This window comes from Sneathiella sp., from assembly GCF_002694385.1.
Taxonomy (GTDB): Bacteria; Pseudomonadota; Alphaproteobacteria; order Sneathiellales; family Sneathiellaceae; genus Sneathiella.
This window is the reverse complement of sequence record NZ_NZMB01000022.1, coordinates 12,927-26,369: the sequence shown is the minus strand read 5'-3', so window position 1 is coordinate 26,369 and position 13,443 is coordinate 12,927. Positions and strand designations below refer to the sequence as shown.

15 protein-coding genes are annotated in these 13,443 nt (G+C 57.3%); 8 read left to right on the top strand and 7 right to left on the bottom strand.

Translation table 11 applies throughout. The annotated features are described in order from the left end of the window. Nucleotides 1–228: 228 nt before the first annotated feature. Both CMN55_RS15035 and CMN55_RS15030 read left to right on the top strand, forming a co-directional pair. Nucleotides 229–783: a histidine phosphatase family protein gene (locus tag CMN55_RS15035; RefSeq protein WP_293950753.1), complete on the top strand. Its 555-nt coding sequence runs from the start codon at nucleotides 229–231 to the stop codon at nucleotides 781–783. Nucleotides 784–841: 58 nt separating this feature from the next. After that, nucleotides 842–1,315, top strand: a complete 474-nt coding sequence (locus CMN55_RS15030; protein ID WP_293950751.1) for a MarR family winged helix-turn-helix transcriptional regulator — start codon at nucleotides 842–844, stop codon at nucleotides 1,313–1,315. Between the two features lie 44 nt (nucleotides 1,316–1,359). Here CMN55_RS15030 and CMN55_RS15025 read toward each other — a convergent pair whose 3' ends face one another. Beyond that, complete coding sequence (locus CMN55_RS15025) at nucleotides 1,360–1,788, bottom strand: c-type cytochrome (RefSeq protein WP_293950749.1); 429 nt, start codon at nucleotides 1,786–1,788, stop codon at nucleotides 1,360–1,362. 171 nt (nucleotides 1,789–1,959) lie between these two features. Here CMN55_RS15025 and CMN55_RS15020 point away from each other — a divergent pair, with 171 nt between their 5' ends. Further along, on the top strand, nucleotides 1,960–2,511 hold the full coding sequence (locus CMN55_RS15020; protein WP_293950747.1) for a hypothetical protein: 552 nt from the start codon (nucleotides 1,960–1,962) through the stop codon (nucleotides 2,509–2,511). An 88-nt stretch (nucleotides 2,512–2,599) separates the two neighbouring features. After that, nucleotides 2,600–3,391: a class I SAM-dependent methyltransferase gene (locus CMN55_RS15015; protein WP_293950745.1), complete on the top strand. Its 792-nt coding sequence runs from the start codon at nucleotides 2,600–2,602 to the stop codon at nucleotides 3,389–3,391. A 27-nt stretch (nucleotides 3,392–3,418) separates the two neighbouring features. On the opposite strand, the gene CMN55_RS15010 is transcribed toward CMN55_RS15015, so the two are convergent. The 3 genes from CMN55_RS15010 to can all read right to left on the bottom strand — a co-directional run bounded on the left by CMN55_RS15010 (nucleotide 3,419) and on the right by can (nucleotide 6,238). Continuing rightward, entirely contained in the window at nucleotides 3,419–4,597 is a 1,179-nt protein-coding gene (locus CMN55_RS15010; RefSeq protein ID WP_293950743.1) for a vWA domain-containing protein, read from the bottom strand. A gap of 9 nt (nucleotides 4,598–4,606) precedes the next feature. Continuing rightward, nucleotides 4,607–5,452 carry an AAA family ATPase gene (locus tag CMN55_RS15005; protein WP_293950741.1) on the bottom strand — a complete coding sequence of 282 codons (846 nt, stop codon included), beginning with the start codon at nucleotides 5,450–5,452 and terminating at the stop codon, nucleotides 4,607–4,609. A gap of 102 nt (nucleotides 5,453–5,554) precedes the next feature. Beyond that, the gene (gene can / locus CMN55_RS15000; RefSeq protein ID WP_293950739.1) at nucleotides 5,555–6,238 is read right to left on the bottom strand and encodes a carbonate dehydratase; all 684 of its coding nucleotides are present in this window, start codon (nucleotides 6,236–6,238) and stop codon (nucleotides 5,555–5,557) included. A 194-nt stretch (nucleotides 6,239–6,432) separates the two neighbouring features. Between can and CMN55_RS14995 the strand changes: the two genes are divergently transcribed. Together CMN55_RS14995 and CMN55_RS14990 are read left to right on the top strand one after the other, a co-directional pair. Beyond that, a complete protein-coding gene (locus tag CMN55_RS14995) occupies nucleotides 6,433–7,677 on the top strand; it encodes an MFS transporter (RefSeq protein ID WP_293950737.1) in 1,245 nt (414 codons plus the stop codon). A 218-nt stretch (nucleotides 7,678–7,895) separates the two neighbouring features. After that, nucleotides 7,896–8,816 carry an RNA polymerase factor sigma-32 gene (locus CMN55_RS14990; RefSeq protein WP_293950735.1) on the top strand — a complete coding sequence of 307 codons (921 nt, stop codon included), beginning with the start codon at nucleotides 7,896–7,898 and terminating at the stop codon, nucleotides 8,814–8,816. On the opposite strand, the gene CMN55_RS14985 is transcribed toward CMN55_RS14990, so the two are convergent. Together CMN55_RS14985 and CMN55_RS14980 are read right to left on the bottom strand one after the other, a co-directional pair. Continuing rightward, a complete protein-coding gene (locus CMN55_RS14985) occupies nucleotides 8,798–9,481 on the bottom strand; it encodes an SOS response-associated peptidase (protein ID WP_293950734.1) in 684 nt (227 codons plus the stop codon). The genes CMN55_RS14990 and CMN55_RS14985 overlap by 19 nt on opposite strands. Nucleotides 9,482–9,791: 310 nt before the next feature. Beyond that, on the bottom strand, nucleotides 9,792–10,541 hold the full coding sequence (locus CMN55_RS14980) for a cytochrome c biogenesis CcdA family protein (protein ID WP_293950732.1): 750 nt from the start codon (nucleotides 10,539–10,541) through the stop codon (nucleotides 9,792–9,794). A 140-nt stretch (nucleotides 10,542–10,681) separates the two neighbouring features. Here CMN55_RS14980 and CMN55_RS14975 point away from each other — a divergent pair, with 140 nt between their 5' ends. Beyond that, complete coding sequence (locus CMN55_RS14975; RefSeq protein WP_293950730.1) at nucleotides 10,682–11,683, top strand: NADPH:quinone oxidoreductase family protein; 1,002 nt, start codon at nucleotides 10,682–10,684, stop codon at nucleotides 11,681–11,683. A gap of 54 nt (nucleotides 11,684–11,737) precedes the next feature. Here the strand turns inward: CMN55_RS14975 and CMN55_RS14970 are convergent, their stop codons facing one another. Beyond that, complete coding sequence (locus CMN55_RS14970) at nucleotides 11,738–12,058, bottom strand: ArsR/SmtB family transcription factor (RefSeq protein ID WP_293950728.1); 321 nt, start codon at nucleotides 12,056–12,058, stop codon at nucleotides 11,738–11,740. 662 nt (nucleotides 12,059–12,720) lie between these two features. On the opposite strand from CMN55_RS14970, the gene CMN55_RS14965 reads away from it, so the two are divergent. Continuing rightward, entirely contained in the window at nucleotides 12,721–13,440 is a 720-nt protein-coding gene (locus CMN55_RS14965; RefSeq protein WP_293950726.1) for a cell wall hydrolase, read from the top strand. The last annotated feature ends 3 nt before the right edge of the window (nucleotides 13,441–13,443 follow it).

Genomic DNA, 13,443 nt, shown 5'->3' with positions numbered 1-13,443 from the left:
CCTGTCTCTCTTACATTGCATAGTATTAACGTTAATAACGCTTAAGTTATGTTTTAACGCCTGTCAATTGAGATGTTTTTATTTAATACACCAATACAGGGTATACTTTTAATAGTAATTATTTAGTCTTTTCCGTTGTTATTTGAATTTCCCGTTTATGATGTGAATATTTGCTTTATAACCTGATAACCGGCCATTGGAACAGGGGCCGGAAAAAGGAGTGGAAGTGTGAGTATAACAATCTATCTTGTCCGCCACGGGGAGGCGGCTTCGTCATGGGATCAGTCGCTGGATCCGGGCTTGAGCGCGCGCGGGGAGCGTCAGGCCATTGATATCGCATCGCAAATTCATCAGGAAATACCGCCGGTTGCGCTCTTCTCAAGCCCCCTTTTGCGGACGCGTGAAACCTCAAGGCCGCTGGCCGATCTCTGGCAGCAGGAACCGCTGGTCGCGCCGGAACTGTCGGAGGTGCCCTCGGCCGGGCTGGACCTCGGCGGGCGGCGGGCATGGCTTGACAAGGTTCTCGCGGGGCGCTGGTCGGAACAGTCTGACCACCTGCAACACTGGCGTTCAACCATCCTGGAGTTTACCGGACGCCAGACACAGGACGCGGTGTTTTTCACCCATTTTGTTGTCATCAACGCTATTGTCAGCGCCCTTGAAGGAAGCGATAATGTGATTGTGTTCCGTCCCGATCACTGTTCGGTCACCAAGATTCGCCTGTCCGGCGATGGGATGGAGTTGATTGAAAAGGGAAGGGAAGCGGTTACCGTCGTAAAATAACCTTCCGCGCCGCCTGTCGCTTGCCTGTGGCGGCCTCGTTAATGAGATGATGCCTGTTATGACCCATGTACTCCCGCTAAAACCGGAACAACCGGAACAATCGGTCGGCCGTTCCATTGACGACTATCATGTTGAGGTTCATATCGGACATCTGCTCCGCCGCGCCCATCAGCGAGCCAGCGCCATTTTCCAGTCTCATATGGGTTATGAGCAGATTACGCCAACGCAATTCGCGGCGCTCACCAAGCTGCGCGACGAAGGGGAGCTGTCACAGAATCATCTGGGCCGTCTGACTGCGATGGACCCGGCGACCATTCAGGGGGTGATCCGCCGCCTGATCGACCGCGGGCTGATCGAAACCCGCCCCGATGAAAGTGACCGGCGGCGCATGCTGTTGCGGCTGACCGAGGAAGGGCAGCGCATGACGGCGCAGTTGATCCCGCATGGTTTCGATATCACGGACGATACCCTTGAACCGCTGACGGAAGACGAAAAAGAAGAGATCGTCAGATTGCTGCGGAAGATAAGCTGATCCATCTGCCGCCCCGGGGGAGGGGGCCATCATGATGGTGTGGCTTACTGGATGCCATTGGCCTTTTGCATCTCGCGGATATAGGCGACAAGGCTGCGGATTTCTTCCTCTGCGAGGTCGGGTTCGGCGGGCATATCGCCGAACGGCCATTTATCGGCCTTGACCCCTTTCCGAATGGACAGGGCCAGCCTGGCATCATCCGTGGCGCCGGGCGCATACATCAGATGCACAAGCGGCGGGCCGACGCCATCGCGGCCGGCGGCATTCAGCCCATGGCAATAGGCGCATTTCGTATCGAATACAGCCTGCCCGTCCTCCGCCAGCGGGGTGAGGGCGGCCTCGGTCACTTCGACGATCGGTGCGCCGGCCAGGCTGTCCCGCTGTTCCGATTCCTGGAGCAGGATATAGCTGATGCCAAGGAACAATAGAATCAGGACAATAAAGGTGATATTTTTGAGCAGGCTACTCATCATTCCACCATCACTATTTCTCTTTCTCCAGAATATCGGGGTTTTTTGCTGCCGTACAGGGGGAAAGCGGGCGGGCGTCATGTCCGATGGCAAAAATGACGGCCGGGGATTCCTGTCGGCGGCGAAACGCGCTATAAGCGACATATAAGGTAACGGGTAAGGAATTTCTGGGCGATGCACTGGGTCCTTGAGCGAATAATTGTCGGGCGGGCAGACCGTCAGACGATTGCGAAATATGCGGTCGGGCCGGACCGGTTTCTTGGCGTTGGGCTGATGCTCTGCGCGGCGCTGCTGGGGCTTGGCGTGACGCAGCCGTTGGTCACGTCGGGCGGTTTTATGGGGCTGCAGGGACAATATTCCCTGCTCGCCCTGATGGCGGAGTTTTTTAAAAGCGGGCGCGGCGGGCTGGCCCTGTCGCTGGCGGTACTGCTTGTTCTGCTGCCTGTGGTTCTTCTCTCGACCGCCTTTGACATCTGGTACAAATATGAGCTTGCAAGCGATAAATTCCTGCGAAAGTCCGCGCTGCTGCGGCATCTGGCGCGCGCCATCCTGCTTGTGCTGGCGCTGTTGATCGGTGCACTGGTTTTTGTCGGCCAGCAGGCGGCGATCACCCTGCATCTGGCCGCTTATTATCTGGTGATAACGCTCGCGCTGCAGAGGCTGGCGGCGGCACGCCTGCAACCTCTTCTGAATGCCGTCCAGTTCGTGGAGGAGGATAAAAGTTAACAGAAAATTAAGATTTTAACCGGAAAGTTGACGGGCTGCCGCCCGCATTTCTTCTTTTCGGCAGTCCTATTATTTGTCCAAGGATAATATGTTGTTTAAATTTGTTTTCACAAAGACCGCCCGGTATCCAGGGCTTGAGGTCGAACATAACCAGTTTCTGCGGAACCTCCGCACGCTTGCCGTCAATATCAAATACCGGGGGCTGAAGCGTACCCTTCTCGGGCTATTGGCCGCCCTGTTCGCCAAAACAAGATTTCATATCCTCGAAGAATACCGGTTTTTCCGCCAGAATATGCGCGAAATCGGTCTTGATATTGCGGGGGTGGTCGAGACGGACATGCTGGATATTCCGGAGGAGCGGAAGGAATCGGCAAAACGCTATGAAGCATCCTCGGATTATGAATTCCGCTATGTTGTGGAAAAGCTGCATCTCGATTACGAGAAATATCATTTCATTGATTTCGGCTCGGGCAAGGGGGCGGTACTCGCCTCGGCGTCCCGCTATCCGTTCAAATCGGTAACCGGGGTGGAGCTCAGCCAGGCCCTGCATGAAACCGCGACCCGCAATATCGCCGAGCTGTACCGTCGCAAGCGGGTGACGGCGCGCGCGCTTCGCTCCGTTCACGGGGATGTCACGGAGCATAGCCTGCCGCCGGAGCCGCATGTGATTTATGTCTTCAATGCCTTCGGCGCCGATATACTGGCGGAGGTGATTGACCATATCCTGCGTGATTTGGCAGCGGTGCGGGAACCGATCTATTTCCTCTATAACAACCCCATGCACCACAAGCTTCTGGAGGACAATCCGGCGTTTGAGAAGCCGAAAAAGACCTTTGGCGGCAAATGGGAAGTGTTCGTTCGTCCGGGACGGGACGACTAAAGACGCCGGAACGCCCGGTAACGGGTGTTACCGGCTCAGTTCCTTCATGGCATTTTCAAGGCCACCGATGGTGAGCGGATACATCCGGTCGGTCATGAGCTGCTTTAGAAGCTGCACGGACGGGGTGTATTCCCAGTATTTTTCCGGCACCGGGTTGAGCCAGACAGCCTTGTGGTAGATATTCAGCATCCGCTCCATCCAGGCCTGGCCGGATTCCTCGTTCCAATGCTCCACGCTGCCGCCCGGATAGGCGATTTCATAGGGGCTCATGGTCGCATCGCCGACAAAGATCAGCTTGTAATCCGCCGGGTATTTATGCAGCACATCCCATGTCGGGGTGAAGGAGGTGTGGCGGCGGCTGTTTTCCTTCCACAGCTTTTCATAAACGCAGTTGTGGAAGTAATAGAACTCCAGATGCTTGAACTCTGTGCGGGCCGCCGAAAACAGCTCCTCGCAGGCCTTGATATGGTCATCCATCGACCCGCCGATATCGAACAGGATCAGGACCTTGACCGTATTGTGCCGCTCGGGCCGCATCTTGAGATCGAGAAAGCCCGCATTGCGCGCCGTTGAGCGGATGGTATCGTCAAGGTCCAGCTCCTCCGCCGCGCCTTCGCGGGCGAACTGACGCAGCCGCTTCATGGCGACCTTGATGTTGCGCGTGCCGAGTTCCACGCTATCATCGAGATTCTTGTATTCGCGCTTGTCCCAGACCTTGACCGCCTTGCGGTGGCGGCTTTCCTTCTGGCCGATGCGCACCCCTTCCGGGTTGTAGCCATAGGCGCCGAAGGGCGAACGGCCGGCGGTGCCGATCCATTTGTTGCCGCCCTGATGGCGCTTTTCCTGCTCTTTCAGGCGCTGTTGCAGGGTTTCCATCAGCTTTTCCCAGCCGCCCATGGCCTCGACCTGGGCCTTTTCCTCGTCGGTCAGCGCCAGCTCGGCCAGCTTTTTGAGCCATTCTTCGGGGATTTCCGCCTCGGCCGCATCGGAAATAAACTCGATGCCATTGAAGCAGTGGGCGAAAACCTGATCGAACTTGTCGAGATTCTTCTCATCCTTCACCAGGGTGGCGCGGGCCAGATAATAGAAATCATTGACCGAATATTCCGCGCAACCGGCCTTCAGCGCCTCGATCAGCGTCAGATATTCCCGCAAGGTGACGGGGAGCGCGGCGTCTTTCAGGGTGAAGAAGAATTTCGTGAACATGGCTGTATCCTAGCGCTGTTCGCGGCGGGACAGAAAGGCGAGCCGTTCAAACAGATGCACATCCTGCTCATTCTTCAGCAGCGCGCCATGCAGCGGCGGGATGATCTTGCCCGGATCCCGCGATTGCAGAACGTCTTCGGGCAGGTCCTCGCTCATCAGCAGTTTCAGCCAGTCGATCAGCTCGCTGGTGGACGGCTTTTTCTTGAGGCCCGGCGTCTCGCGCACATCGAAGAAAACGCGCAGCGCATCGCGCACCAGCTCCTGCTTCGCATCGGGGTGATGCACATCGACGATTTTTTCCATCGTTTCCGCATCGGGGAAGCTGATGTAATGGAAGAAGCAGCGGCGCAGGAAGGCGTCCGGCAGTTCCTTTTCGTTATTCGACGTGATGATCACCAGCGGGCGGTGCTGCGCCTTGATGGTCTGCTGCGTCTCATAGACGTAGAATTCCATGCGGTCGAGCTCCTGCAGCAGATCGTTCGGAAACTCGATATCCGCCTTGTCGATCTCATCGATCAGCAGCACGGGGCTGACGTCGGCGGTGAAGGCCTCCCACATCTTGCCGGGGCGGATATAGTTGGAGATGTCATGCACCTTGTCATCGCCGAGCTGGGAATCGCGCAGGCGCGAGACGGCATCATATTCATACAGCCCCTGCTGCGCCTTCGTGGTGGATTTGATGTTCCACTCGATAAAGGGTTTGCCGAGGGCCTTCGCCACTTCCTGCGCCAGCACGGTCTTGCCGGTGCCGGGTTCGCCCTTGATCAGCAGCGGGCGCTGGAGCGTCATGGCGGCATTGACGGCGATCATCAGATCTTCCGTCGCAACATAGTTTTCAGTACCTTTAAATTTCATGCCGTATTCTCGATTTCTTTATTTTTTTTACGTGTTATCTGAGGCGCCGTTCCTTGGAAAATAAGCCCGCGCGCCGTTCAGATCAAGCGATTTGACAAAAAGTCATTCCAGCCGGAACTGGTTGAAGCGCTGGAATTGTTGATCCCTTGCCTCAAGGGATTTGGGAAAATCCTCACCATGGGTGACCTTGCTGCCGATTTCGCAATGGATGAGGTCTTTCAAAAGGCCGTCGGCGACCGAGTAGATAATGCCGTGAACGGCGAATTTCTGCCCGCGATCCCAGGCGTCCTGCACAATGGTGGTGGCGCAGACATTCTGCACCTGTTCAATCACATTCAGTTCGCACAACAGATCCGTCTTTTCCTTCTCGCTGGTCGTCTTTTCGATCAGGTCATTATAGATCCGCGCGGTTGTCCGGATATGCCGGAGCCAGTTGTCGATCATGCCGTTCTTGCGCGTTGACATGGCGGCCGCGATACCGCCGCAGCCATAATGGCCACAGATGATGATATGCCGCACCTTCAGAACCTCGACCGCATATTGCAGGACGGAGAGGCAGTTGAGATCGGACGGCACGACGATATTCGCGATATTGCGATGCACGAACACCTCGCCGGGCGGCAGGTCCATGATCTGGTTGGCGGGGACACGGCTGTCGGCGCAGCCAATCCACAAATGCTCGGGCGATTGCTGATGCGCTAGTCGTGAGAAAAAGTCCGGATCCTCGGCGACTGTGCTGGCGGCCCATGCCTTATTCTTCTCGAACACCTTTTTGAATTCGTCCATCAACTTCTTCCTTGTGTCTTTTGTATAAAAAGCGCATTTCTAGACTATCTATCGTCGCGACTTTTAGCATAATTTCCCAATGGGGAAACTGTTTATTGGCGGTTTTCGCCTGTGGGGCAGAGGGCTGAAACAGGCAACACCCGGTCGCTTCCGGCGGCGCGTTATGGCAATTAAAGATAAAAAAAGATAAGAGAATGTCGTCTGAACCCCGTGATGCGCTGATCAGAAACCGCGCGGTCTATATCTTCCTGATCTGTGCGATCCTGTTCGGGCTCGGGCAATTTCACCGGAGCGCCGGGGCCGTCATCATGCCGCCGATTGCCGTCGATATCGGCGTGCCGGTCTCCAGTCTCGGTATCGCGGCGGCAGCGCTGTTTTTCGCTTCTGCCATCGTGCAGGTCCCCATGGGGATTGCGCTGGACCGCTTCGGCTCGCGCCTGGTGCTGTCCACGGTCACGCTGTTCGGGGCGCTCGGCGCCCTGCTGCTGGCCTCTGCCGACAGCCTGAATGATGTGATCATCGCCCGGGTGATGATCGGATTAGGCTATTCCGCGGTGATGATGGCCTCCTATGTCCTGTTCGCAAAATGGTTTCCGCCAGAAAAATTTGCCACCATTGCCTCCTGGCTGATGGCCTTTTCCAGTTTCGGCGCCATCATGTCCTCGGCGCCGCTTGCCTATGCCATTGAAGTTTACGGCTGGCGCATCCCCTGCATCGCCGCCGCCGTCCTGACCGTGGTCATGATCGGTATCGGCAGTATCGTCATTCGCGATACGCCGCCGGGCTATCAGGAAAGCGCGGAAAAGCCCGCCACTTTCCTGCATAGCCTGCGTGGCTATTGGGCGGTGTTGACTTACCCGCGGTTTCTAAACCTGCTCGGCATGGGCTTTGTCTCCTATGGCCCCTCGACGGCGCTGATGGGGATGTGGGGTGGGCCCTATCTGGAATTCACCTATGACATGGATGCGCTTTCACGGGGGAATGTCATCCTGCTGATGGCGGTGACGATGCCGCTCGGCGCCCTGTTTTTCGGCTTTATCGATCGCAAGGTCCGCAGCCGCAAAAAAATTGTCATCACGGCCTCCTCTTCCGTGCTGGTCACCTTTCTCATCCTTGGTTTCACCACGAACATGCCCGTCTGGCTGACGATGATCCTATTCGCCTATATCAGCTTCACGCAGCAATATTACGTGGTGCTGGCGGCCCATTGCCGCACCCTTTTCCCCGACTATATGGTCGGGCGGGCCAATTCGACCCTGAATCTGATTGCGATTCTGGGGGTTGGCTTCATGCAGTCGCTCTATGGCTGGATTCTGGCGGCAAGCCCGGACAACGGTTTTACAATTTCCTTTTTCGTGGTGGCGGGCATTCTGACGGTTACGCTTCTCATCTATTCGGGATCGGTGGAGAAAACCCCGACCGTCCCGCGCAAGGTTTGAAGCCGAAGCATTCGCCTTCCCGTTTTCTGTCATATTTTTGGCACTGTTGCAGGTTATTCTCATATATAATTTGCGCATACGGGATGGATCACAATTGCGTCAGAACACGTCTGGGGCATTGCGTCTTTCCGGGTTCGGTATTAAATTAGAACCATTATAATGTGCGTTCGTTTCCACGGCGTCGTCATTTCGGCTTCAACAGGTGGGAGGAAGATCACATGACCAAGCATGAGACGGCTAACAGTCATAAGCGTAACCGTGCTTTTGTCTCCGCGGCAATGTCCGTCCCGCTGCTGACGCGGGAGCGGGAGTTCGAGCTGGCGTATCGCTGGCGCGAAAAGGGCGATGAAAAGGCGCTGCACGAGCTGGTGTCCGCCTATATGCGCCTTGTTGTTTCGGTGGCGTCCAAATTCCGTAATTACGGCCTGTCCATGAGCGATCTGGTGCAGGAGGGCAATATCGGCCTGATGCAGGCGGCCTTCAAATTCGAGCCGGAGCGTGAAATCCGTTTTTCGACCTATGCCACCTGGTGGATCAAGTCGGCGATGCAGGATTATGTCCTGCGCAACTGGTCGATTGTCCGCTCGGGGACCAGCGCGTCGCAGAAATCCCTGTTTTTCAATCTGCGCTGGCTGCGGGCGAAAATCCAGAATATGGATGAGACGGCCTTCAGCTCTGATACGCTGATGGAAATTTCCCGCAAACTCAAAATCGGGATCGAGGATGTGGAGAAGATGGCCAACCGTCTGTCCAGCCGGGATCAGTCGCTGAATGCGCCGGTGGGCGAGGAGGGCGACGACAGCGTGGAGGATTTCCTCCGCGATACCGGCCCAACCCCGGAAGAGAGCACCATGCACAGCCTGGATGGCGCCGTTCGTTCCAAATGGCTGGAATCGGCGCTTCAGGAGTTGAGCGAGCGGGAGCAGATCATCATCCGCGAGCGTCGGTTGCTCGATGACAAAACCACGCTGGAGGTGCTGGGCGAACGGCTCGGCATCACCAAGGAGCGGGTGCGCCAGATCGAACATAAGGCATTTGAGAAGCTGCGCAGTTCCGTCGTCCGCATCAGTCGGGAAGCGGTGCGCAACCCTGTGCTGTCCGGCCCGGCAGGGGATAATTCTCAGAACAAGCTGGTCTGAGTGGGCAGGGCCTGCGCGGGCGCCAACAGGTCGGCATCGTCCTGATGGACATTGCCGACGCGCTGGGATACCCGGTGGCGGGTGATCTCCGCGTCGGGAAGGGCGGTCAGTATCTCTTCCCCGGCGGATCCGTCGAGCCAGCGTCCGTAATTCTCTTCTTGTAAAATGACCGGCATCCGGGGGTGGATGAAGGCAATGCTCATCGCCGCCGCCACGGTCAGGATTGTGCAGCTTTCGATGACCTCCCCCTCCGGTGATGTCCAGCTTTCCCAGAGACCGGCGAAGGCGATGAGGGGCCGCCCCCGTACATGGATGAACCAGGGCTGGCGCGTTCGGCTGTCCGCTTTTTCCCATTCGTAAAATCCGTTTGCCGGGATCAGGCAGCGGCGGCTTTCGAATGCCGCACGAAAGGCGGGCTTCTCGCGCACCGTTTCGCTGCGTGCGTTGAACATATGCGTGCTGATATCGGGCGCGGACGCCCAGGACGGAATCAGCCCCCAGCGGGCGGTGAACAGATGCGGGCCGCCCTTCTCCCCCCGGCGGATGGCCGCAATGTCCGTTGTCGGAGCGATATTGTAGCGCGGCGCGAGGTTGGGCATTTCGGGAAAGCCGAAAATCTCCTGCATCTCATCGACGGGGCTACTCAGGACAAATCGTCCGCACATTTCCTGCTTCTCCCGGATGGGCCCGTGTGGGGCCGCTATCTTATCCTGATGTGATCGCGGCTACAAAGCCGGATCATTTCCTTGCCGTTGCGCGCATATGTGATCCGCCTCCCCTTGACCGGCGCGGCGCGGGCTATATGTGAAGGCGCATCAAGGCAGACTACGGGAATAAATGCAGGCGGCAAAGCCTTAACCCGGAACGGCCTTTCAATCTCAGGAAAAAGACGATGCGCGATCAAATCAAAGCGACCTGGTTCCTCGCCCTGCTGCTGTTGTGTTTGCTGGGCCTTTCGGCGCTGGTTGTGTAGGGCTATCCCAGCGTGGCGAGACCCGGGAAGGTATCGAGAAACCAGTAGGCGAGAATCTGGAACTGGCCGGTGAAGATGAGCAGGCCCGTCGCGATCAGGATCAGCCCGGTGACCACTTCCAGCAGCTTGAAATAGCGCCGGAAGCGCCGCGAAAAGGACAGGAAGCTGTCCAGCGCGAAAGCCGCGAGAATAAAGGGAATCCCGAGACCGAGGGAATAGACGGCCAGCAGGCTGACGCCATAGCCGAGCGAGCTGTCACTGGCCGCGAAGGCGAGAATGGTGCCGAGGATGGGCCCGATGCAGGGCGTCCAGCCGAAACCGAACGCCAGCCCGATGACATAGGGACCGAGCCAGTTCTGCGGTTTGTCGATGCTGTTGAAGCGGGCTTCCCGATAGAGGAAGGGGATGCGCACCAGCCCGGTCATATGAATGCCGAACAGGATGATCACGCCGCCCGCGATCTTGGAGAGCACATCCAGATGCCCGACGATCAGCCGGTTGATATAGGTCGCCGACGCGCCGAGCAGGATAAACACCGTCGAGAATCCAAGCACGAAAATAACGGCGGTCAGCACGACCGGCCAGTTGATGCCGCGCGGCCCCTCGCTCTCGCCGCTCGTGGTGATGTCATCCAGCGACTTGCCCGCGACAAGGCAAAGATAGGCTGGCACCAGCGGCAGGACGCAGGGGCTCAGGAAACTGATCAGCCCGCCGCCCGCCGCCGCCAGATAGGTGATTTCCACTGCCGCCATGCCTCTAACCTCATCTCGTCCGTCGCGCCAGAGTTACCCCGTTTCCCCCCGCCGATCCAGTCACAAGATTGTAAATTCTGCTGGATATCCGCCGCAATAATGGGCTAGCAAGGAAAGAACAGGGAAAAAGAACATACTCAATGACTGACACATATACCACCCGGACCATTTGTCGCAGCCTGGAAGGGCCCGGTGCCGTCACGCTGGAGCAGGTGCCGCTCGCACCGCTTGCGCCGGGGCAGGTGCGGGTGCGGCTGAAGGCGGCGGCACTCAATTTCCCCGATCTGCTGATGACCTATGGCAAATATCAGTTCCGCCCGGAGCTGCCTTTCATCCCCGGGATGGAGGCCGCCGGCATTGTCGAGGAGACGAACGCCCTCGACGCGCCGTTTCAGGTGGGCGATGCGGTGCTGTATAAATCCAAGACGGGGGCCTTCGCCGAACATGCAACGGCGAGCCCGGCGCAGCTCACCCCCATGCCCGCGCATCTCAGCTTCGAAGAGGCCGCGGCCTTCTCCGTTACCTTTCTGACGGCCTATGTCTCACTCATTGAAAGAGGGGGATTGCAGCGCGGGGAGACGCTGCTGGTGCTTGGCGCGGGCGGCGGCGTCGGGCAGGCGACGGTGGCGGTGGGCAAGGCGCTGGGCGCACGGGTCATCGCCGGGGCCAGCTCGGCCGAGAAGCTGGCCATCGCCGCGGAGAGCGGGGCTGACGAACTCGTCAACTATGCTGAGGAGGATTTCGCCGCGCGGGTGATGGAATTAACGGAGGGGCAGGGCGCCGATGTCATTTCCGATCCCGTGGGCGGCGCGCTGTTCGAACGCAGCCTGGACTGTATCGCCTGGGGCGGGCGGCTGCTGGTGGTCGGCTTTGCGGGCGGGGAATTCGGCATTCTGCGGCCCGACCGGGCGCAAGGCCGGGGCTGCGCCGTGATCGGCGTGCGGGCCGGGGAATTCGGGCGGCGCGATCCGGTGGCCGGAAAGCGCGTCGCCGTCGGCCTGCAACGCTTTGCCGAAGCCGCGAAGCTGCGGCCGGTCATCGGCAAAAGCTGGCCGCTGTCAGACATAACAAACGCCCTTCGGGCAATGGAAGGGCGGGACGTGACCGGCAAACAGGTTGTGGTGATTGGGGGCGGGGAATAATGCCCCGGTCAGAATGGCGGGACGGGGCGGAGGCCGCCCCGTTCCCCTGCGCGATCAGGCGACGCGTGCGAGTTTCGCGGTATCTTCTGCGAAAATGGTTTCCAGCAGACGGAGAACATCGACAACATTCTCGTCCTGAAGGGAATAATAGATTGTCTGGGCTTCCCGGCGGGTTTTCACAACCCCTTCCTTGCGCAGGCGGGCAAGATGCTGCGACAGCGCGGACTGGCTGAGACCGACAATTTTCTCCAACTCGCCGACGGACAATTCGGCATCAACCAGATTGCATAGAATAAGCAGGCGATGCTTGTTCGAAATGGCCTTGAGAAATCGGCTGGCGTTCTGGGCATTGTTTTGCAGAGACGTTATATTCATAAATAAAACCATACATTTGTTGTTGTTCTGTGAAAATTTCTGTTAGCTGATATATCAATTGAATCTCTGGATGCAAGCAAAACAATTGGTAAAAACAAAAAATTTTTGTGAAATTCTAATTTATGAGCACAAAGATTACTTTTTGTGCAGATAATGCCTTCTTTTTGTTAAGGCGGACCGCCCGAAAATTACCCGGACACCGGGCGATGACCGCAGATTCACGGGCTGTTGGCGGCTCCCGCGCCACAAATTCTTGTCTAATTGCGTCATCTCTGATAGGAACACAGCAGCTCCGGGACAATCCTGAAGCGGCCGGACCGGGCCATCGGTGAGTAACCGGGACGCCGGGGCGGGGCAAAAGGGCCATACCTCATTTGGGGGATAAGCCCGCAAAGATGCTGTCCCGAGAGGCATGTCCATGTACGTGTTGCGTCAAATGTCTGATTTTAAAGGGTTTAAATTTCGTGAATCTGAAAAGTCAGACATCGTTCGATAAGGTTTCATTAACCATTAATCGCCGTCCATAGTTAACAGAAGGTAAAAAAAACACAGGCCCGTCCCGTGTAAGGGGGATGAAGGCCGGATGTACGTCTTGATATAATCATGGCAACAGCGGGGAAATCCCCGGCGTCGCTTTCGATTAGAAATGATGGATAACGATAATGCAAAGCCCGTGGAACAAGCTTCTCTCAAAATTGACCCCTCGCTCCCATGAAGCGGGGATGATTTTTGGGGCGATCAGTATTCTCGCGGTGTCGGCGGTCAGCCTGACGCTGCTGTTTCAGATCGGCGCATCGGCGCGGCCCATTGACCAGTATGTTTATTCCGGTGCGCTTAAACAGGCGTCGCTCGCCCGTCTTGACAGAAAGTTTTCAGAATTGTCGGCCCTGCCGGGCAAAATGAGGGAGATTCCCAACCTTGATATGCCAAGCGGCGATTCCCTGGATACCTCTCTGCAATCCGTTGATCTGTTCGGTCGGCCGTTCACCCGTCAGGAAATGTGCATCGCCCAGGCGGTGTATTTCGAGGCCCGCAGTGAACCGCTGGTGGGCCAGATCGCCATTGCGGAGGTGATTCTCAACCGCATTGCCGATACGCGTTATCCGGATACCGCCTGTGATGTTGTCTTCCAGAATCAGGAACGCAAGCACAGATGCCAGTTTTCCTTTGCCTGTGACGGGCTACCGGATCGCCCGACCAATACGGCGGCGTGGGAGAAATCCCTGAAAGTGGTGGCGCTGGTCATGAAGGGGGAACGCAGCGGGGTTGCCAAGCGGGCGACCCATTATCACGCGACCTATGTCTCGCCGGGATGGAGCGTCCGGCTCAGCAAGCTCGGTCAGGTGGGCAGCCACATCTTTTATCGCGAAGAGACAATCTAACCA

Bases quoted from the DNA above. Each gene is read 5' to 3' on its own strand.
- CMN55_RS15010 (WP_293950743.1), bottom strand. From the start codon at position 4,597: ATGTTCACGAAATTCTTCTTCACCCTGAAAGACGCCGCGCTCCCCGTC.
- CMN55_RS15020 (WP_293950747.1), top strand. From the start codon at position 1,960: ATGCACTGGGTCCTTGAGCGAATAATTGTCGGGCGGGCAGACCGTCAG.
- CMN55_RS15025 (WP_293950749.1), bottom strand. From the start codon at position 1,788: ATGATGAGTAGCCTGCTCAAAAATATCACCTTTATTGTCCTGATTCTA.
- CMN55_RS14975 (WP_293950730.1), top strand. From the start codon at position 10,682: ATGACTGACACATATACCACCCGGACCATTTGTCGCAGCCTGGAAGGG.
- CMN55_RS14995 (WP_293950737.1), top strand. From the start codon at position 6,433: ATGTCGTCTGAACCCCGTGATGCGCTGATCAGAAACCGCGCGGTCTAT.
- CMN55_RS15015 (WP_293950745.1), top strand. From the start codon at position 2,600: ATGTTGTTTAAATTTGTTTTCACAAAGACCGCCCGGTATCCAGGGCTT.
- CMN55_RS15005 (WP_293950741.1), bottom strand. From the start codon at position 5,452: ATGAAATTTAAAGGTACTGAAAACTATGTTGCGACGGAAGATCTGATG.
- CMN55_RS14985 (WP_293950734.1), bottom strand. From the start codon at position 9,481: ATGTGCGGACGATTTGTCCTGAGTAGCCCCGTCGATGAGATGCAGGAG.
- CMN55_RS14965 (WP_293950726.1), top strand. From the start codon at position 12,721: ATGCAAAGCCCGTGGAACAAGCTTCTCTCAAAATTGACCCCTCGCTCC.
- CMN55_RS14990 (WP_293950735.1), top strand. From the start codon at position 7,896: ATGACCAAGCATGAGACGGCTAACAGTCATAAGCGTAACCGTGCTTTT.
- CMN55_RS14970 (WP_293950728.1), bottom strand. From the start codon at position 12,058: ATGAATATAACGTCTCTGCAAAACAATGCCCAGAACGCCAGCCGATTT.
- can (WP_293950739.1), bottom strand. From the start codon at position 6,238: ATGGACGAATTCAAAAAGGTGTTCGAGAAGAATAAGGCATGGGCCGCC.
- CMN55_RS14980 (WP_293950732.1), bottom strand. From the start codon at position 10,541: ATGGCGGCAGTGGAAATCACCTATCTGGCGGCGGCGGGCGGCGGGCTG.
- CMN55_RS15030 (WP_293950751.1), top strand. From the start codon at position 842: ATGACCCATGTACTCCCGCTAAAACCGGAACAACCGGAACAATCGGTC.